The organism is Phaeobacter sp. A36a-5a (assembly GCF_037911135.1).
Classification (GTDB): domain Bacteria; phylum Pseudomonadota; class Alphaproteobacteria; order Rhodobacterales; family Rhodobacteraceae; genus Phaeobacter; species Phaeobacter bryozoorum.
Window position 1 is genome coordinate 1 of the sequence record NZ_JBBLYU010000005.1, and the last position, 17815, is coordinate 17815.

The 17815-nt window shown below is 62.4% G+C and carries 14 protein-coding genes; 10 read left to right on the top strand and 4 right to left on the bottom strand.

What is annotated here, in order from left to right; genetic code table 11:
- The 3 genes from WLQ66_RS17105 (at position 1) to WLQ66_RS17115 (ending at position 4170) form a co-directional block, all read left to right on the top strand.
- Positions 1-1305, top strand: coding sequence for an AAA family ATPase (locus WLQ66_RS17105; RefSeq protein WP_340547541.1), 1305 nt, complete (start codon positions 1-3; stop codon positions 1303-1305).
- Positions 1302-2444 (top strand): ParB/RepB/Spo0J family partition protein, encoded by a 1143-nt coding sequence (locus tag WLQ66_RS17110; protein WP_340547542.1) that lies wholly within the window; start codon positions 1302-1304, stop codon positions 2442-2444. The genes WLQ66_RS17105 and WLQ66_RS17110 overlap by 4 nt, the downstream gene beginning before the upstream one ends.
- Positions 2445-2871: 427 nt before the next feature.
- On the top strand, positions 2872-4170 hold the full coding sequence (locus WLQ66_RS17115) for a family 16 glycosylhydrolase (RefSeq protein WP_340547543.1): 1299 nt from the start codon (positions 2872-2874) through the stop codon (positions 4168-4170).
- A gap of 21 nt (positions 4171-4191) precedes the next feature.
- On the opposite strand, the gene WLQ66_RS17120 is transcribed toward WLQ66_RS17115, so the two are convergent.
- Positions 4192-5091, bottom strand: coding sequence for a sulfotransferase (locus WLQ66_RS17120; protein WP_340547544.1), 900 nt, complete (start codon positions 5089-5091; stop codon positions 4192-4194).
- A gap of 177 nt (positions 5092-5268) precedes the next feature.
- On the opposite strand from WLQ66_RS17120, the gene WLQ66_RS17125 reads away from it, so the two are divergent.
- From WLQ66_RS17125 to WLQ66_RS17135, 3 genes are read left to right on the top strand one after another with little or no spacing between them, the layout of a single operon-like run.
- Complete coding sequence (locus tag WLQ66_RS17125) at positions 5269-6534, top strand: glycosyltransferase family 2 protein (protein WP_340547545.1); 1266 nt, start codon at positions 5269-5271, stop codon at positions 6532-6534.
- Positions 6527-7840 (top strand): glycosyltransferase family 2 protein, encoded by a 1314-nt coding sequence (locus tag WLQ66_RS17130; RefSeq protein WP_340547546.1) that lies wholly within the window; start codon positions 6527-6529, stop codon positions 7838-7840. Before WLQ66_RS17125 ends, WLQ66_RS17130 begins: the two co-directional genes overlap by 8 nt.
- Complete coding sequence (locus tag WLQ66_RS17135; protein ID WP_340547547.1) at positions 7824-9104, top strand: O-antigen ligase family protein; 1281 nt, start codon at positions 7824-7826, stop codon at positions 9102-9104. Before WLQ66_RS17130 ends, WLQ66_RS17135 begins: the two co-directional genes overlap by 17 nt.
- A gap of 15 nt (positions 9105-9119) precedes the next feature.
- Here the strand turns inward: WLQ66_RS17135 and WLQ66_RS17140 are convergent, their stop codons facing one another.
- Positions 9120-9902 (bottom strand): hypothetical protein, encoded by a 783-nt coding sequence (locus WLQ66_RS17140; RefSeq protein WP_340547548.1) that lies wholly within the window; start codon positions 9900-9902, stop codon positions 9120-9122.
- A gap of 8 nt (positions 9903-9910) precedes the next feature.
- Positions 9911-11989 carry a GumC family protein gene (locus WLQ66_RS17145; protein WP_340547549.1) on the bottom strand — a complete coding sequence of 693 codons (2079 nt, stop codon included), beginning with the start codon at positions 11987-11989 and terminating at the stop codon, positions 9911-9913.
- 181 nt (positions 11990-12170) lie between these two features.
- Between WLQ66_RS17145 and WLQ66_RS17150 the strand changes: the two genes are divergently transcribed.
- From WLQ66_RS17150 to WLQ66_RS17160, 3 genes are read left to right on the top strand one after another with little or no spacing between them, the layout of a single operon-like run.
- The gene (locus WLQ66_RS17150; RefSeq protein WP_340547550.1) at positions 12171-13241 is read left to right on the top strand and encodes a glycosyltransferase family 2 protein; all 1071 of its coding nucleotides are present in this window, start codon (positions 12171-12173) and stop codon (positions 13239-13241) included.
- Positions 13238-14188 carry a glycosyltransferase family 2 protein gene (locus tag WLQ66_RS17155; RefSeq protein WP_340547551.1) on the top strand — a complete coding sequence of 317 codons (951 nt, stop codon included), beginning with the start codon at positions 13238-13240 and terminating at the stop codon, positions 14186-14188. Before WLQ66_RS17150 ends, WLQ66_RS17155 begins: the two co-directional genes overlap by 4 nt.
- A gap of 3 nt (positions 14189-14191) precedes the next feature.
- Positions 14192-15367, top strand: a complete 1176-nt coding sequence (locus WLQ66_RS17160) for a glycosyltransferase family protein (RefSeq protein ID WP_340547552.1) — start codon at positions 14192-14194, stop codon at positions 15365-15367.
- Here WLQ66_RS17160 and WLQ66_RS17165 read toward each other — a convergent pair.
- Positions 15314-16360 carry a glycosyltransferase gene (locus WLQ66_RS17165; protein WP_340547553.1) on the bottom strand — a complete coding sequence of 349 codons (1047 nt, stop codon included), beginning with the start codon at positions 16358-16360 and terminating at the stop codon, positions 15314-15316. The two genes, WLQ66_RS17160 and WLQ66_RS17165, sit on opposite strands and share 54 nt — an antisense overlap.
- Positions 16361-16571: 211 nt before the next feature.
- Between WLQ66_RS17165 and WLQ66_RS17170 the strand changes: the two genes are divergently transcribed.
- Positions 16572-17732, top strand: a complete 1161-nt coding sequence (locus tag WLQ66_RS17170) for an ABC transporter substrate-binding protein (protein WP_340547554.1) — start codon at positions 16572-16574, stop codon at positions 17730-17732.
- Positions 17733-17815: the final 83 nt, after the last annotated feature.

Here is a 17815-nt window from a genome sequence, read left to right on the forward strand (position 1 = left end):
ATGTTTACCCATCAAGACCTGGCGAATATGCAGGCACAATCCCTGAAAATGCAGAGTTGGATCCGGCAGCAGACCTTCTCTCCCAAGATGGAAAAGACGCTGAGGCGCTTCTCCAGCTGGGAGGTGGCCGAGCTGATCTTCAAGGTGAACCAGTCCACGCTGCGTGGACGGCTGGCGGCCGATCCCAGCCTGCCCCAGGGCCATGTCGAGGAAGACGGGCGTCAGCGTTGGTATTCGCTTGAGGAAATCAATGAGCTGCGCCGCCGGCTGAAGGTGAACCGCAAATCGCTGATGCCGGAGCGACCGGCGGGCAAGCGGGCCTTGCGGGTGGCCATTTCCAACTTCAAGGGGGGGGCGGGCAAATCGACCGTAGCGCTGCATTTTGCCCATGCCGCCGCCTTGGACGGTTATCGTGTGCTCTGTGTTGACTTTGATCCGCAGGCCACCCTGTCCCATTCGATGGGGCTGAGCGATGTGACCGAAGATTATACGGTCTGGGGCATCATGGCGCGGGACCTCGTGCGTGAGACCGAACGGATGAACGCCAGTGCGCGCGGCGCCGAGTCCGGGGCCGCCCTGCCCGAGCGGCGCCTGCCAGAAGCAATCACCGCCATGGGCCTGCAGGATCTTCGGATCAGCGATTTTGTAAAGCCGACGAGCTGGCCCACGATTGATGTGATCCCCAGCTGCGCCAATGCCGCCTTTGTCGAATTTGCATCGGCGCAGTACCGCCATCTCAATCCGGAATGGTCCTTCTTTGCAGCGGTGTCGCGCTATCTCGATCAGCTGCCGTCGGACGATTACGACATGATGATCTTCGACTGCCCGCCGGCCATTGGCTATCAGTCTATGAATGCGGTCTTCGCCGCCGATATGCTCTATATCCCGTCAGGTCCCGGATATTGGGAGTATGACTCCACCACCTCGTTCATCGGCCAGCTCTCCGAGGCGCTTGAGGATCTCTCGGCGTTCAACGGGGTTGTCCCTGCGGGGACGTTCAGCCTGCCGAAGGTGTTTCAGGAGGTCCGGTTTCTGCTCACCCGCTATGAATCCGGCAATGACCTGCACCGCGCCATGCGCGATGCCTTCGTCAAGGTCTTTGGCGACCGGATGACGGAACACCCGATTGAGATGACCCGAGCGGTGGAACAATCCGGGCGCTTCCTCAGCTCGATTTACGAAATCGACTACCGGGATATGACGCGCGAGACCTGGCGACGGGCGCGCGCGTCTTTTGACCAGGCCTATATGGAGTTCAAGGGCAACGCCCTGACCGCATGGGCCCAGCTGGAGGATGAGGCATGAGCAAGCGCAGAATGTTCGACATCGATTTTCCGTCGGATCCCACCCCCGCCACGCCCGAGGCAGCCTCCCCTGCCCCGGTGGACCCGCACCCCGGCGCCCCCGCGCTTGAGACGAAGTCGGCGTTCCGTTCAGGCGAGGCGCGCCGTGGCCCGATGGCCACCGCCATCAGCGAAAACGCCGAAGCGCTGCGGACACGGGCGGAGGTCGAGCAGAATATCCGGGCAGAGAACGATCGCCTGGCGCATGAATTTGTCCGGCTGAAGACCCTTGGTCTGGTGGTCGATCGGATCCCGCTGGATTTGATTTCGACCAGCAAGCTGATCCGCGATCGCGCCGTCAACCGGGATCCTGAGCTGGAGGAGTTGAAGGAGTCGATCCGCGATCTTGGTCTGTCCAACCCGATCCGGGTGGAAGAGGACGGCGAGGGGTATCAGCTGGTACAGGGCTTCCGGCGACTGTCGGCCTATCGCGCGCTTTACGAGGAAACGGGAGAGGAACAGTTCCGCCTGATCCCGGCCGGACTGGTGGCGCGGGGCGAGACGCTACAGGGTCTGTACCGGCGAATGGTGGATGAAAACCTGGTGCGCCGGGATATTTCCTTTGCCGAAATGGCGCAGCTCGCGCTCTCCTATTCGCAGGATCCAGAGACGGATTCAGACTCTGTAGAAGACTCTGTTGCGCTGCTTTATGCTTCAGCCGGGCGTCAGAAGCGCAGCTACATTCGCCACTTTGCAGAGCTGCTGGAACTGATTGGAGAAGAGCTGTCCTATGCCGAGGCGATCCCCCGTGCATTAGGGCTGGATCTGAAGAAGCACCTGCTGGAGAACCCGGCCACGCTTGAGTCGCTGCGGCAACGCCTAAGGGAGCGGAGTTTTTCCAGCGCTGAGGAAGAGCTGGCCGTTTTGCGGCAGGCGCTCAAGGCCCCTGCATCGGATGTTAGGGAGGCCAGCACCAGCCAGCGCGCCGGCATGGCCAAGACCACGCTGCGCTGTTCTGTCCCTGCGGGGACGGTGCGGTGTCTGGCGCGGGACGGGCGGATTGAAATGGCGATGGAGCGTGATTTCTCGGCCGTTGACCAGCGCCGGCTTGAGGCCGCGATCACGGCTTTCTTTGATGCTCTGGACGGGGATCAGACCTAGCGCTAAGCTGGCCGACACGACGGTATCAACGAGGCTGTCCCTGCGGGGACGGCCTTTTTTCTTTGAGCCAGGCTTCAGATGGGTGGATTGGCATTGATCATGCTCGCCGCGCTGCTGAAGGGAGCAGAGCATTATCGTTGTCCCTGCGGGGACACCCGCCACGCCGCAAGTGCTGGTGAAATGACGCTCGTTAGCGCATTGGGGATGTGCCGTGCGGTGACTTCTTGGCTGTCGCTCCGCAAGCTCTTGCATGCTGCGCAATTCGACTAAAAAGCAACCCTCTAAAACTGGTCTTGAGTTTGCGTTAAACTGTCTGAATGGGGCATTAATGGGCGATAATTAAGGCACAATCCTGCCATCGTTCGCCCCGACAACCAAACCAAAGGCATGGCCGTTTTCCGCGGCACCAAGGTTTGGAGTGATCGACATGGCATCAACAGACAGCGCGCAGGCAGAAAAGACACCGGCGCTGGACCTGCGGGTCCCCGGCGAGATGCGTGACAGCGACGACTGGCTGGTGTCGACATGGAATGCCGGTCAATCGCGCGACACCACGTGGTCACAGGATAATGTCCAGATCAACAGTGACGGCGCGGTTGAGCTGCATCTGACGTCGGATAATGGCGTTGGAGAGCGGCTTTTCACCGGTGGTGAAATCCAGTCCGAAGCGGCCCATGAGACCGGCATCTGGAGCTGGACTGCACAGGCGCCGCAGATGCAGGATGGCACGGTCTTTGGGATGTTCCTCTATCAGGAGGACTATCGGAACGATCGCTGGCTGGAGTTCGATTTTGAATTCGTTGGCGCCAATACCCGTCAGGTTCAATTGAGCATCCATATGGAGGCGGAGGATGGCAGCCGCGTGCGGCTGGCCGATGGCCCCGCGGGGCCGCTGGTCGTTGATCTTGGGTTCGATGCCGCCGAGGGGCTGCATACCTATGAAATCGAATTGACCGGCACCAGCGCGATTTTCCGCGTAGATGGAGAGGTGCGCGCCGATCTCAGCGGGGCTGATATGCCGGGTGGGCTTTGGTACTCCGGGGCGGTCAAGAGCTTTGCTGACCTTTGGGCGGTGTCCGACAATCAAACGGCTTGGGCCGGAACACCTGACCCGGATGCGCCGCCGCTGGTCGCGGTGATTGCGGATGTGTCCCTGCCGGGACAGGAAGATCCCGCCGAGCCGGAGTTCGACAGCGAACAGCGTGGCACGGAGCAGGCAGAGGATCTGTTCGGCGGCGCTGGTGCAGATCTGATCCACGGTGGCGATGGTGCGGATCAGCTGGTGGGCAATCGTGGTTCGGATCACCTCTATGGTGACAAGGGGCAGGACATCCTGCGCGGCAAGGACGGAGATGATTTCCTGTTTGGTGGTCGCGGCCGGGATCGTCTGGCGGGAGGCGGGGGTGACGATCAGCTTGACGGTGGGATCGGTCGTGATCAGCTGCGCGGCGGGGGCGGCGCGGATGTTTTTATCTTCCGCCAGGGCGGGACGCCGGACCGGGTCAATGATTTCTCCCTGTCCCAAGGGGACGTTCTGGATCTGACGCGGTTCAATCTGGATGGTGCGGATCAGCTGCGCTGGCTTGATGGTGAGCGTGGGCGTGGTACGCGCGATCTGTTGCAGGCCGACGGCGAAGATGGCTGGGTGAATGTTGCGGTGATCGATGACCGGGCGGATGCGCTGACACTGGATCTGCTGATAGCTCAGGATGCGATCCTGTTCTAGACATATGTGTACAGTAGTGGCCTACCGTGTGACTGCAGCCCAGCTCTCCCAGGGCAGGCTGTCACGGCCCAGCAGGGCGGGAAGTTGGCGCAGATCCTCCGCGAAACAGCTGCGCAGGTCTGCGATATCGCTGTCGCGCAGGGGCGGCACCACATCACGCATGTTCTGGCTGTTGGCACGCAGCACTGCGGAAACCGGCTTGGTGGATTTTAGCCGGGCCAGGCTATCCTCCAGCCCGGCTTTGCGCAGTTGATCACCACCTGCACGAAGCAGGCTGCGAAGTGCAGGGAGCCGGGCGCGGTCGCTTTCGTTTCGTCGCTCATGCAGCACCGGAGAGCTGTGGCTATCGTCGAGCCCGGCAAAACGATAGACCGTCTGGGCAGCCGCGACCGGATCGGCGCTGATTTCCTCTGCCAGCAGTACCAACACGCGATCATGGCCGAGGGTGTCGAGCCAGCGCCCCAGATGGCGGCTGTAGAACCCCTGCTCCAGATAGGCCGGATTGTTCGCCAGCCCGTCGTGGAAGGGCAGGGGAGGAATATGGCCCTTGATCACCTCATGCAGGTGGTTGGAATAGGCGCGGGTGACCGGATCGCGCAGCAGGCAGATCACCTTGATGTTCGGATCAAAGGCATTCAGCCGGTCGGGGCAGCGCGGGTCATAGAAATATGAGGGCGATGCCTCAAATCTCACCGTCTTGTCCGTGCCATGGCTGAAATGGCTGCGATACCATTGATAGCCGCGATCGAAATAGGCGCTGAAGAAATCCAGTTCCTTGGGATCCGATACGGCGGCATCAGGATGGGCACCGAGGGCCGCGTGAATGAAGGTGGAGGCGCATTTCTGTGCGCCAATACCCACCAGCGTTGGACCAGCCTGTGCCGCGCTGTTACCGGATGGCGCAAGGGGGGGCGTGGTCATGGCGGGTCTTTCCTGTCGGCGTGGCGATTGCGGCGGTACTGAGCGCCAGTCTTAGCACCTCGGATCGGCTGTGCCACGGGAAATGACCCCGTGCATTCCGTCAAACGCCGCTGCCCGGCATCTGGCCTCACCCTGCGGGGACATGCTAGATATGCCGGGAGAAGAGTGGGCAGCATCATGCAGGAACCGGCAGGGCAGGGGCGGATGATTTCGATCATCATGGCCAATCATCAGGGCGCGCCATATTTGCGGGACGCGCTGCGGTCGGTGGCGTCGCAGACCCATGCCGATTGGGAGTTGATCGTGGCTGACGACGGGTCCAGTGACGGATCGGTGGATATCCTGCGAGAGGTTGCACGCCAGGACCCCCGCGTGCAGGTGCTGCTGCATGAAACACCCAGCGGTCCTGCTGCCGCCCGCAATCGGGCGCTGGCGGCGGCCCGTGGCGATTGGCTGGCAATCTGCGATTCCGATGACATAATGCACCCGGACCGGTTGCGGCGCCTGCTGGCCGCGGCAGAGGCGCTGGATGCGGATGCGGTTGCGGATGACATGGTGCATTTCGCGACGGAGCCGCTGGCTGGTCCGCGCAGCGTTCTTGGCAGTGATGCGCCGGAGGTGCCGCGACAGATCGGGCCTGCGGATATGCTGCGGGTGCCGGAACCGGGCACGTCTGGTGCGCAGCTGGGCTATCTGAAGCCCCTGATCCGCCGTCAGGCGCTGGCGGCCTTGCGTTATGATGAGGCGCTGACGATCGGCGAGGATCAGGATTTCTATCTGCGATTGCTGTTGCAAGGCGCGCGTATGTGGCTGCTGCCGGAGGCGCTTTACCTTTACCGGCGACATCCGCATTCCCTGTCACATCGATCGACCCGACGGCAGATTCTTGCGGCGCTTGCTGCGATGGAGGCGTTGCCGGGTCAATTGAGTGCATCACAACATATTGAATTAAAACATATTATTGAAGAGAGACGGCAAGTGCTTCAAGACCGTCTGGCCTTTGAGGCGCTGGCAGAGACGCTGAAACAGCGGCGGTTTGGGGCGGCGCTGCGCCAGATCCTGCGGCATCCTGCGCTGGGGTTTCGACTGGTGCAGATCGCCTGGGCGAAGATGCGCAGTATTGGCAGGGGGCAGGGCGGCGGCCAAGCTGGGCAGGCCGGTGAGGCTGCGGCGGAGCGGGTCCATCTGATCGGCCCTGCCGATGGGCTGCCGCCGCAGGGAGAGGGTCAACATGTCGTTGTCCCGGACCCCGGCGCCGATGGTGGCCATAGCAGTCTATGGGTGGATCTGTGTTATCGGGCCTCGCGCCGTGCGCTGACTGTGACCTATGGCGACGAGGCCGGGCTATCGGCGGCCTGGCGGATCCCGGCCGCCGCGCATATCAAAGCGCGCGGGGCTGTGGTCTCTGATCTGATGCCGCCGCAGGGCCGCCGGGATGGCTGAGCCGCGCCCGCAGATCTCGGTGATTATGGCCACCCGCAATGCCGCCGCTCATCTGCCGCTGGCGATCCGGGCGGTACTGGCACAGACCATGGCGGATCTGGAGCTGATCATCATTGATGACGCCTCCGACGATGACAGCTGGGCGGTGATCCGTGCGGCTGCGGCCAAGGATCCGCGCATACGGGCGCAACGGCGGCCGCGCTGCGGCGGCCCGGCTCGGGCACGTAATGATGCGCTCGGCCTTGCACGCGGGGACTGGGTGGCGATCTGCGACAGTGACGACAGCCAGCATCCCCGGCGATTGGAGTTGATGCTGGCAGCGGCGCGGGATCTTGGGGCCGATGTGGTCGCTGATGACCTGATCCTGTTTTCAGAGCGCCCGATGGTGCGGGGAGAAACCATTCTGGGTGGTCATGCGCCGCAACACGCCCGCGCGCTGACGTTGAAGGATCTGGTTCTGAGCGGGGTTGACCCGCAGGGCATCAGTCACATCGGATACCTTAAGCCATTGATCAGAAATCAGCTTCTTCGCGATCTGCGTTACGACCCCGCGCTGCGGATCGGCGAGGATCATGACCTTTATCTGCGTCTTCTGCTGGCGGGTGCGACGATGTGGGTGCTGCCGATGGCGGCCTATCTCTATCGTCGGCACCCGGCGTCGGTTTCGTATCGCAACCTGCCCGAGGATCTGGCCGCACAGATCCATGCGCTGGATGGTCTGGTTGCGCAGTATAGGCGCGAGGAGCTGACGCTCCACGCGGGCATTCGTCGGCAGGCACTTCTGCGGCGTCAGGCACAGCTGGAACTGGCGCGGGAGGTTCGCAGCGGTCGGCTGGGCCGCGCCGCCTGGCGCGCCGCAATGTGCCGCGATCATTGGCCATGGGTGTTATCCGTCCTGCGCAACCGGCTGGAGCTGAAGCTGGTGGCCGGGATCTCGCGCCTGTGGTGTCGTCCGCAGCGTTGGCGACTGGGCCGAGACGGCAGGGCAGGGGGGATGAGCCTGCCGAGAGACAGCGCAGGCGAACTGGACCTCAGCGCCGCGGCGGCGCCGATCTGGGCGCGCCTGTGCTGCGCCGCCTCGCGCAGGCGCATCGATGCGGAGGTGAGTGATGCCCTGGGCATGTCTGCCCTGTGGATGGTGCCGATGGTTCGACCCCCAGGGGAGCAGAGCTGCGGTGTTGCCGCAGAGACGCGGGCGGGCGTCGCGGCTGGGCGCGCGGCTGGATTGGCGGAGGGGGAGCAGGTAGCGAGGGATAATGGCGGGCGTTTGAGGCGGCATATGGGACGACATGACACTCACGGTTGAACCACCGCAAGACATCGGGCAGCCGAAGGTGTCTGTGCTGCGGCGCAGAGCTGGTCGCTGGTGGTTGACCCGTGGCCATCTGCGCATGGGTTATCTGATCCTTGCGGCCATGTCGGGTACCGGGGTGGTCTATCGGCTTGGGTTCCAGTCGCCCGGCTGGATGGCGCTCTATGTGCTGACGATCCTGTGGTATCTGCGGGACTGGCGGCAGAGCGCTGCCATTCTCTGGCAGGCATGGCCGGTGCTGATGCCCTGCGTGATTGCAATGGCCTCCACCCTGTGGAGCATCAACCCGCCGGTCACCGCCTATCGTAGTTTCCAGCTGACGATGACAACGCTGATTGCAGTGCGTATCGCCTCTGCTATTCCGGCGCATCATACGATGATTGTTGTCAGCCTGACCTCGGCGGTCGGCGTGGCGCTGTCTTATCTGAATTCCGTCGTGACCTTCCTTGCTCCGGCCTTTCATCCAAACGGGGCGCTGAAGGGCATCTATATGCACAAGAACTCCCTCGCCAAGGCGACGGTGAATGCAGCGCATGGGCTGGTGACGCTTGGGTTCTACTGGCGGCTTTCGATCCTGGGTATTCTGGCGGCGGCGCTGATGATCCCGGTGCTGGGCATGGCCCAATCGGCGGGGGCCTATGTGACCTTTGCCATTCTGGCGATCTATGTGCCGGTACTGTGGATCCGTCGCTGGGGCGGGACAGCGCGGCGGGTGGCGCTGCTGTTTTCGCTGATGGTGCTGTTCCTGGTGCCGCTCGCGATCTATATCTCAGGCATTGACGCTTTTGGGTTGCTGCTGGAGCGGCTGGGCAAGGACAGTACCTTGACCGGGCGCACGGTGATCTGGGCCTTTGGTCTGGAAGAAATCGCCAAAGCGCCGATTGGCGGCGTTGGGTTTGGGGCGTATTGGTCGGTGCCATCTTACGCACGGCTTTATATTGAGGCCTATGTCGATGAGGGACTCTATTGGTTTCATAACAGCTATATCGAACTGATGGTGGGCAATGGGCTCCTTGGGGCGGTGACGTTCTTTGGCCTGCTGATCGCCGTCGTGCTGCGCTGTTTTCGCTGGTATTTGCAGGATGGTAGCGTGACCTCGGGGTATTATCTCTTCTATGTGCTGATCAATCTGGTCGCGGCGCTGTCGGATAACGTGATCTACAACGAGCATTCGATCCGGCACATGCTGATCGCGATGGCCTGGATCTATGCCGGCCGAGCGCTGGGGTGCTGGCGGGATGTGCCACCCCGGATCTGAGTGTACTTTTGGGGTCTAGCCTGCGTTCTGGTTCTCATCCGGCGCCGGATCGAGCGGTAGCCCCATTGCGGCCTCCAGTGCGGGGTCAAGCTGGCTGAGGATCCAGGTGCGGTCTTCCGGCGTGATCAGGTGGCCGGGGGTCTTGGGTTTTACATCACGGTCGGACCATGACCAGCCATAGTGTCCCTGCGGGACCTGCAAGCGCCTGTTCGGGGGCACCGGGCTTTCGCCTGCGATGCGCGCAATGATGTCTTCGGGGCGCCGACTGATGGCAGCATGGGTGGTGTAGATCACCCGTGCACCGCGCCGGGGCAGGGACAGCAGCGCCTCTGCCTTGGCGCGACGCAACGCCAGCAGGTTGGCAAAGGGCGCGCCGGTGATCGGATGCAGATCCTGGTTCAGCGGCTGACCTTTGCAGGGGCTGGTCTTTGGCAGGTCAAACCACGCCGGCACGTCGATCTCGCTGCGCCATTCGGCGCGGATAAACTGCGAAAACGGCAGATCACGCAGCGCTGGCAGGCTGTGCCACGGCTTGCCATACATGCTTTCGAGCCATTGGAACGGATCGCGAAAGATCACGATATAGAGCACATCCGCCGGCAGCGCGATGAGGTTCGGGAAGGCATGTTTCCACATGTCATAGCGCGGGCGTGCAGCGGCGAAGTTCTGCTGGATCAGCTGGTCGAGAAAATTGGTCCCGGAACAGCGCTCACCCAGCACCTGATAATTCAGCACAGGTCGGCCGAGGCAGCGGCGACCGGCTATCCTGGCCTTGCGCAAAAGGGGGGACAGCTGCATCGGCTCTCTCAGCTGTGGTAATAGCGGTCGCGCGACCGTCTGGTTGCCCCGTAGAGCGGCTGGGCGGTGCCTTTGACCTTGGTCAGCACAATGCCGTCGGGACTGCGCCCGCCCTGTTCCAGCTGTCGTAGGGCATTGGTAAAGACCGATTGCCGGGTGGTGTTCCATTGCGCCAGCAGAATCAGAAGGTCCGCATGCAGGCCGATGATCCGCGCATCGGGCACAACGGAGATGGGCGGGGTGTCAAAAATGATGATGTCCCAGTGATTGCGCGCCACCGACACAAGCTCGGTCAGCCCGCCCTGGCTGAGCAGATCCGCAGCACTGCCGGTTACGGTGCCGGCAGGCAGGATATCGGCCTGCCCCAGCGCACCGGGAAGCACCGCCGCTGCCAGATCACATTGCCCGGTGAGGACATCAAAGAGTCCCGGCTTGCTGTTGCCACTGGCCAGCGGGTCAGACAGGGAATGGCGGCGCAGGTCGCCGTCGATCAGCAGGACCGATTTACCGATCTGCGCCATATTATGTGCCATGGCCGCCGACAGCGTCGACTTGCCATCGCCGCTTTCGGCGGAGGTAAAGACAACCACCTGCGGCGGGACATCTCCCCGCGCCATCAGCAGCGTGGTGCGCAGATTGCGAACAGCCTCGCCATCGCGGGTCTGCGGGCCAAGCGCGCCGGCCTGTTCGGGCCGGATTTTCTGCGAAAACTGGTCCAGCACCGCAATCACAGGCACGGACGTCAGGCCTGCGATCTGCGCTGGGGAATGCAGGCGCGCCCGGGAGAGCTGCAACACGACAACGAGAACAGTGCCGAGAAACCCGCCAAGGAAGACCGACAGGATAAGGATCCGGCCCTTGTTGGGCAGGGCAGGCTGGTCCGGGGGGAAGGCGCGCGAGATCACCCGGCTGTCGGCGCGTTGCAGGCCGATCTGCATGGAGGTTTCACGCAGCCGGTTCTGGAAGTTTTCAAACAGCAGACGGCTGGCTTCGGCGTCGCGTTCGGCCTGCACAACTTCGGTCAGTGCATCGCTCTGGGTGGCGATGGTGATCTCCAGATCGGCCATCGAGCGGCGGATTGCGTGTTCCTTGGCTTCGGCTTCGCGCAGATCACGAGAGACTTGCGCCAGAACCGCGCGCCAGCCAGCCAGCGGATCATCAGCGCGCGCCAGAAGCGCGCTATAGCCGTAGCGGCGGGCGGCGGCGCGCTGCTCCTCGGCTGTTTGCAGGCTGCTCAGTTCGGATTGTTTGGCCCGTTGCGCGGCGACATCCTCGGCCCGCTCGGTCAGCGCACTGCGCAGGGAAATCAGGCGGTTCTCCAGCCCGATCAACTGTGCGGGGCTGGTCACATCGGCCTGCGCCCGGATGTCGGCAACCCGCCGTTCGTTTGCTTCCAGCTGGCCGCGCAGCTCGGTCACCCGGTCCGCCAGCCAGCCGGTGGCCTGTTCGGTGACGTTCAGCTTCACCGCCACCTGATTTTCGATATAGGTGTCGGCGAAGGCATTGGCGATATCAGCCGCCTTGAAGGGGTTCTCGCTTAGCACCCAGATCGAGAAAATATAGGTGTCCGGTATGTTCACCACCCGCATGTTGGCAAGCAGCGTCTGGATCACCTTTTCGCGGACAAAGGCGGGATCTGGCGGAATGGTCGTGTTATAGACGGGCATCCCGAGGAGTCCCTTGATCAGATCTTTCAGCGTCTGGACAGGATTGAGGCCGGGATCGCGCAGCATCATGTTGAATTCCGGGTCGGAAACAAGATTCAGCCGGTCGACGACCTGACCCGCCAGTTCCCGACCGCCAAGGATGTGAACCTCGGTTCGGATCACCTCATCCGTGGCGGAAAGGCTGCTGACCACGCTTTCGATATCGACCACTTTTTCGTCGCGGGTGTCCAGCACCAGCTGTACCTCGGCACCGTAGAGCGGAGTGGCGGCGAGATAGGCTCGCCAGATGCCCAGAAACAGACCGAGCAGGACACAGGCAGCGATGACCCAGCGGCCGCGCCAGATGATTGCAAAAATGGCGCCGAGATCGAGCACCTCCTGGCCGTCATCCGCGGCAAAGGACGTCTTAGGCGTGGACACGTTGGTTGACCCCATCGTTATTGGTTTGCCCACGGCCCGCCCTGCGCTGCGCGACGCCGCAGGGGTGGCAAGTAGGTGGCAGTGCCAAGTTCATCAGACTGCGCGCAAAAATCAATCTGTCGCAACATAATCGGATCCTTTAGACAGGTCCATAACACGGAATGGAACAAAGACCATGGGCATGAGCGGTCAGAGAGGCAGGGAGGGCGTCAGCGCTGCACCCGGGGGCATTGATGTGCGGGTGCTGGTGGTGATCCCGACCCTGAATGAAGCGGCTGCGATCCGTCCCTGTCTCGAAAGCCTGCTGCGCGACCCGCTGCTGCGCGATCCAGATCGGTCTGCGCTGGTGGTGGCGGATGGGGGCAGCGATGATGACACGGTGGCCATCGTCGAGAGCTTGGCCGAGACAGCGCCGATCAAGATACATGTGCTGCATAATCCGGACCGGATTCAGTCCGCAGGCATCAATCGGGCGGTTGCTGAATTTGGCGGCGGCTTTGATGTGCTGCTGCGCTGTGATGCCCATGCGATCTATCCGGCGGATTATGCAACCGCCCTGTGCGCGGCGCTGCGGGAGAACGATGATCGTGCGGCGGTCGTGGTGGCGATGCAGTCCGAAGGTCGCAGTGAATTCGGCAAGGCGGCGGCCTGGGTCGTGGATACGCCCTTCGGGTCGGGTGGTGCGGCACATCGGGGAGGTCGGACCTCGGGCTATGTGGATCACGGGCATCACGCGCTGATGGATCTGCACTGGTTCCGCCGGGTTGGCGGTTATGATGCGAGTTTCAGCCACAATGAGGATGCTGAGCTGGATTGGCGGTTGCTGGCGGCCGGAGGGCGTATCTGGCTGGCCGGTGATGTGCGGCTTGGCTATGTGATGCGCAGCACGCCTGTCGCGCTATGGCGGCAATATCAGAACTATGGCGCAGGCCGTGCGGCAACATTGATCAAACACCGAATGCGGCCACGGCTGCGGCAGATTGTGCCGGTCGCCAATCTCCTCCTATGTGGACTGGCACTGGTCGCGGCACCCTTCTGGCCCTTGGCTCTGATCTGGCCGCTGGTTTACCTGACTGTGGTGATTGTGGTGACGGGCATCGCCTGTTTGCGACTGGGGGGTGCCGGGATCTGGTCCGGGGTGGCTCTGGTGCTGATGCACATGGGCTGGGCGCTTGGTCTGGTGCGGGCGATGGCGCGGCATTCTGTTCAATCGGTCCTGGCGGGTGCCGCGGGGCGCAGGGTGAAGCGATGAGCGAACGGATTTCGATATTACTCTGCACCTATCGGCGCCGCAGCGTGGTCGACACATTGGAGAGCCTGGCAGCTTTGCGCGCACCTCAGGGCTATACGATAGATATCATCGTGGCGGACAATGATACCTCGCCGTCGGCGGACCACTGGGTGCGCGGCTGCGCGACCTCGTGGCCGGTCAGCTATGTCCACGCGCCGGCACGCAATATCTCTCTGGCCCGCAACGCCTGTCTGGCCATGGCGCGCAAGCGGCGGTCGGATTGGGTTGCCTTTGTCGATGATGATGAGGTGGTTCCGCCCGACTGGATCGAACAGCTGGTGCGCCGCGCCATGGAGACCGGCGCGGATGTGATTTCAGGGCCGGCCATCGCACGTTACCCGCAGCAGGCGCCGCAATGGATGGTTGATCAGGACTGGCACAGCAACTGGCCGGAACTTCGCGCCGGCAATGGCGGTGGGGTGCAGTTACAGACCGCCCATAGCTGCAATGCGCTGATGCGGTTTTCCGGTCGCCCCTGGGAGGGGCTGGAGTTTGATCTCTCCCGCGGCACGAGCGGCGGCGAGGATACCGCCTATTTCTTTGTGCTCTCACATCTGGGCGCGCAGTTTGCGATCTCGGCCGATGCGGTCGTCTTTGAGGTGGTTGCGTCGGATCGGTTGCATCTGGGCTGGTTGGCAAAACGGCGGTTCCGCATGGGGCAGAGCTATGCGGCCAGCGCATCGGGGCTGCTGGCACGGACAAAACTGGCTGGGGCGGCGTTGGCCAAGGTTGCCTATTGTGTCGTTGCGACCCTGCCTGTCCTGCCTGTCGAGCCGCGCCGGAATTTCTGGCTGTTGCGGGGGCTGCTGCACCTAGGCGTGCTGGCGGGATGTTTTGCCCTGCCACAGCCGCAGATCTACGGCGGAGCAAAGGATCAAGAGCCGCCGCCGCAGCGGATCCGTGGCTGACATATGGCGCAGTTGCTCTGTTTTGCCTCCGATCTGACTGACGTGGCCCAGCTGAGACGGCTGGAGTCTTTTCAGGCGCTTGGGCATGAGGTGATCTCGGTGTCCTCGCGCAAGGGGCCGTTGCCGCAGGTGAGCTGGCAAAACATTGATCTGGGCGAGATTGGTCAACACGGGCTGTTACGCCGGGGGCGTCTGGCGCTCTTCACTGCGTTGCGTGACCCACGGCTGCGGCCATTGGTGCAGCAGGCTGATCTACTGGTGGCGCGCAATCTCGATATGCTGGCGCTGGCCGCCGCGCTGCGGCGGCGGAGCGGCAGCGCGGCGCCGCTTGCCTATGAGGTGCTGGATATCCATTCGCTGTTCGAGGGCAGCGGCCCGAAACCCCGGATCGCCCGCTGGGTCGAGCGGCGGCTGATCGCGGCGGCGGAGGTGCTGTGGCTGTCCTCGCCCGGTTTCCACGAAGGGTATTTCGTGCCGGTACAGGGTTTTGTTGGGCCCTGGCAACTGGTGGAGAACAAGATGGTCGTGCCGGACCGCATGTCACGACCCGTCGCGGGAGGTTTTCATGGCGCGGCATCCGGGCCGTTGCGGCTGGGTTGGATCGGCGCCATACGCTGCCGACCGAGCTTTGAGCTGCTGCTGAGGGTGGCGCAGCAAATGGGGGCGGCGATCGAGGTGCATGTTCACGGCAAGATCCACGACCATGTCTTGCCTGATTTCCATGACCGGATCGCCGGGCTCGGCAATGTCATCTTTCACGGGGCCTACGCCTACCCGGAGGGTCTTGCTGCCTGCTACCGCGGCTGCGATGTGGTCTGGGCGCAGGATTTGTGGCAGGCGGGTGATGCCCGCGCCGGTGGCAATTCGGATCTGCTGCTGCCGAACCGCATTTATGAGGCCGGCTGGCACGGCTGTCCGGTGATCGCCGTGGCGACGACGCAGACCGGCCGCAAGATTGAGGAGACAGGGCAGGGCTGGACCCTGCGCCGTGCTGATGCCGCCGAGCTGGTCGGGCTGTTGCAGCAGCTGACGCCGGACCGGATCGCCGCCTGTCGCAATCGGATCGCGGCGCTGCCCGAGACGATGTTCCGTCAGACCGCCGATGATGTGACGGCGTTGCTGGCTTCAGCCGGGATCGGCGTTCCGGGCCAAAGGCGTGAGACCGGGCCGAAGAGATGAGGCCGCGTCAAAGAGCGGCTCGTAGAGTGACATAAAACGCTCACCGCCGCGCTGGAGAGACAGGTTCTCCAATACGTAATCGCGGGGGCGATAGTTTGGCAGCGCCGTCCAGAAGCGATCAAACTGTTCTTCCATATTGTCGATCTGGAACCGCATCCCGCAGCGGTCATCGAAATAGGGCACCGAACTGGGGGTGACGTCACCCTGTGCCAGGATCCGCTGTGAGGGGTCGACCAGCACCCCCTCATCCCAAGCAAAGACTGGCAGGTTCGCCGACATGGCTTCCTGATAGGCCAGCCCTTGGGTTTCGTGTTCGGTGCAGAAAAGCACCGCACGGCTGCGGCTCACCAGATCGCGGTACTGCGCGGGCGTATGATGCCCGTAGTCCAGTTCGCGCCAGCTGAGCCCGCGCGCGGTCAGCATGTCACGCAGGGGCTGGAGCAGATCGCATTCGCGGGCGGTTTCTCGATGCCAGCGGACCTTGTTGTAGAAGAGCAGATCAATGCTTTTGCTGTGACCCGACATATCGGGCCAGGCATCGGTGTCGATGCCCACGAACATCGGTGCGAATTGTGCGCGTGTCTCTGCTGGATTGAGCTGGATCGGCCAGGCTGACGGGTAGGTCACGACTTTCAGGTTCACCTGTTCGCGAAGCGCTGCAAGGTCGCTGCTGTCCGGCACGCGTCCGGGACCGTAAATGGCAGGGTTGCGCAGTCCAAAACGGGCCAGCGGCGGCAGATATCCACTCAGGCCGATCGGGTGATCCGGATGTCCGCGGGCAAAGTCGAAGTCATTTATCACCACATCGTGACCGAGACGCCGAAGGCTTTTGGCAAGATTCGTGAAGGCGACGTAGAAGCCGGTACGCGGTTGTGCGCCTTTCATCAGGCGATATCCATAGCGCAGGCGCTCACGTAGCTGCGACAGGGTTTGGCCATGTGGGGCATCGTAGGCTTTCAGATCATAGCCATCAAAGAACAAAGGGATTTTCACGACGGCAGGTCCTGGGCGCTGACCGGAAATAAGGTGCTGTCACCCTAACAGTCGCGCGGGAAGAGGTCGATGGTCTGGGCGCTTTGGTCTGTGGTTTCGACCGATTGATAAAATGCTTTGCATATTTTGCGCAGGGTTATTTTCGCCCGGAGGGCCTTTGTTAACGGGTTCAGGGCAAGCTGCGCCGGTGTTTTGAAAGGTGGAGTATACGATGTCGCTAAGAAAACTAACAACCGCAGCGGTACTGGCCATGGCCCTGCCGACGCTTGGACTTGCTCAGCAGGGCGTGTCAGAGACTGAAGTTCGATTTGCACAGGTCGCCGCACTTGAGGGTCCGGCTTCGGCGCTGGGGCAGGGGATGCAGCTTGGCCTGCAAGCCGCGTTTGCCGAGGCGAATGCTGCGGGTGGTGTTCACGGACGCAGCATCGTTCTGGACAGCATGGATGACAGCTATGAACCTGACCGATCGGCCACGCTGGTCAAACAGGTGATTGCTGATGATCAGCATATTGGCCTGATCGGCGCTGTTGGCACCCCGACCGCATCGGCAACGCAGCCGATCGCGACCGAGGCTGGCATGCCGTTTATCGGCCCCTTCACCGGTGCTGGTTTCCTGCGCGATGCAAGCCACGGGAACATCTTCAACGTCCGTGCCACATATGCGGCGGAAACCGAAGCCTGGATTGCCCATCTGGTGGATGAGCTGAACATGAGTTCCATCGCGCTGCTCTATCAGGATGATGGTTTTGGTCGCGTAGGCCTGGCTGGTGTTACCGCGGCACTGGAAAAACGCGGCATGACCCTCGCCGCCGAGGGCACATATACCCGCAATACCACCGCTGTGAAGAAGGCGCTTCTGACCATCCGCAAGGCCGAACCGGATGCGGTTGTGATGGTTGGCGCTTATAAGCCGGTTGCCGAATTCATCAAGCTGGCGCGCAAGCTGAAGTTCAATCCGACCTTCGTGAATATTTCCTTTGTGGGGTCCGACGCGCTGGCGAAGGAACTGGGCGAGGCCGGTGAAGGTGTGATTATCAGCCAGGTTGTGCCGTTCCCATGGGACACTTCGCTGCCAGTCGTGGCGCAGTACCAATCCGCACTGAAGGCGGTGGATGCCGCAGCCGAGCCGGGTTTCGTGACACTTGAAGGGTATCTGACAGGTCGTCTGGCCATCCGCGCTCTGGAAGAGGCAGGTGCCGAGCTGACCCGTGAAAGCTATCTCGCGGCCTTCGCCGGGCTGAGTGAGGTGGATTTGGGCGGAGTCACCATGCGTTTTGGTCCGGATGACAACCAGGGCATGGATGACGTCTTCCTGACCCATATCGCCAAGGATGGCAGCTTCCAGCCTGTCGTGGCAGGCGGCGAATCCTGAAAAAGCGCCAGATTGAGGCATGTCTGATGCCTCAATCACCCGGCCTCTGCCGGATTTCTGTGCAAAACCGAGTGGTTTTAATG

Bases quoted from the DNA above. Each gene is read 5' to 3' on its own strand.
- WLQ66_RS17105 (WP_340547541.1), top strand. From the start codon at position 1: ATGTTTACCCATCAAGACCTGGCGAATATGCAGGCACAATCCCTGAAA.
- WLQ66_RS17110 (WP_340547542.1), top strand. From the start codon at position 1,302: ATGAGCAAGCGCAGAATGTTCGACATCGATTTTCCGTCGGATCCCACC.
- WLQ66_RS17115 (WP_340547543.1), top strand. From the start codon at position 2,872: ATGGCATCAACAGACAGCGCGCAGGCAGAAAAGACACCGGCGCTGGAC.
- WLQ66_RS17120 (WP_340547544.1), bottom strand. From the start codon at position 5,091: ATGACCACGCCCCCCCTTGCGCCATCCGGTAACAGCGCGGCACAGGCT.
- WLQ66_RS17125 (WP_340547545.1), top strand. From the start codon at position 5,269: ATGCAGGAACCGGCAGGGCAGGGGCGGATGATTTCGATCATCATGGCC.
- WLQ66_RS17130 (WP_340547546.1), top strand. From the start codon at position 6,527: ATGGCTGAGCCGCGCCCGCAGATCTCGGTGATTATGGCCACCCGCAAT.
- WLQ66_RS17135 (WP_340547547.1), top strand. From the start codon at position 7,824: ATGACACTCACGGTTGAACCACCGCAAGACATCGGGCAGCCGAAGGTG.
- WLQ66_RS17140 (WP_340547548.1), bottom strand. From the start codon at position 9,902: ATGCAGCTGTCCCCCCTTTTGCGCAAGGCCAGGATAGCCGGTCGCCGC.
- WLQ66_RS17150 (WP_340547550.1), top strand. From the start codon at position 12,171: ATGAGCGGTCAGAGAGGCAGGGAGGGCGTCAGCGCTGCACCCGGGGGC.
- WLQ66_RS17155 (WP_340547551.1), top strand. From the start codon at position 13,238: ATGAGCGAACGGATTTCGATATTACTCTGCACCTATCGGCGCCGCAGC.
- WLQ66_RS17160 (WP_340547552.1), top strand. From the start codon at position 14,192: ATGGCGCAGTTGCTCTGTTTTGCCTCCGATCTGACTGACGTGGCCCAG.
- WLQ66_RS17170 (WP_340547554.1), top strand. From the start codon at position 16,572: ATGTCGCTAAGAAAACTAACAACCGCAGCGGTACTGGCCATGGCCCTG.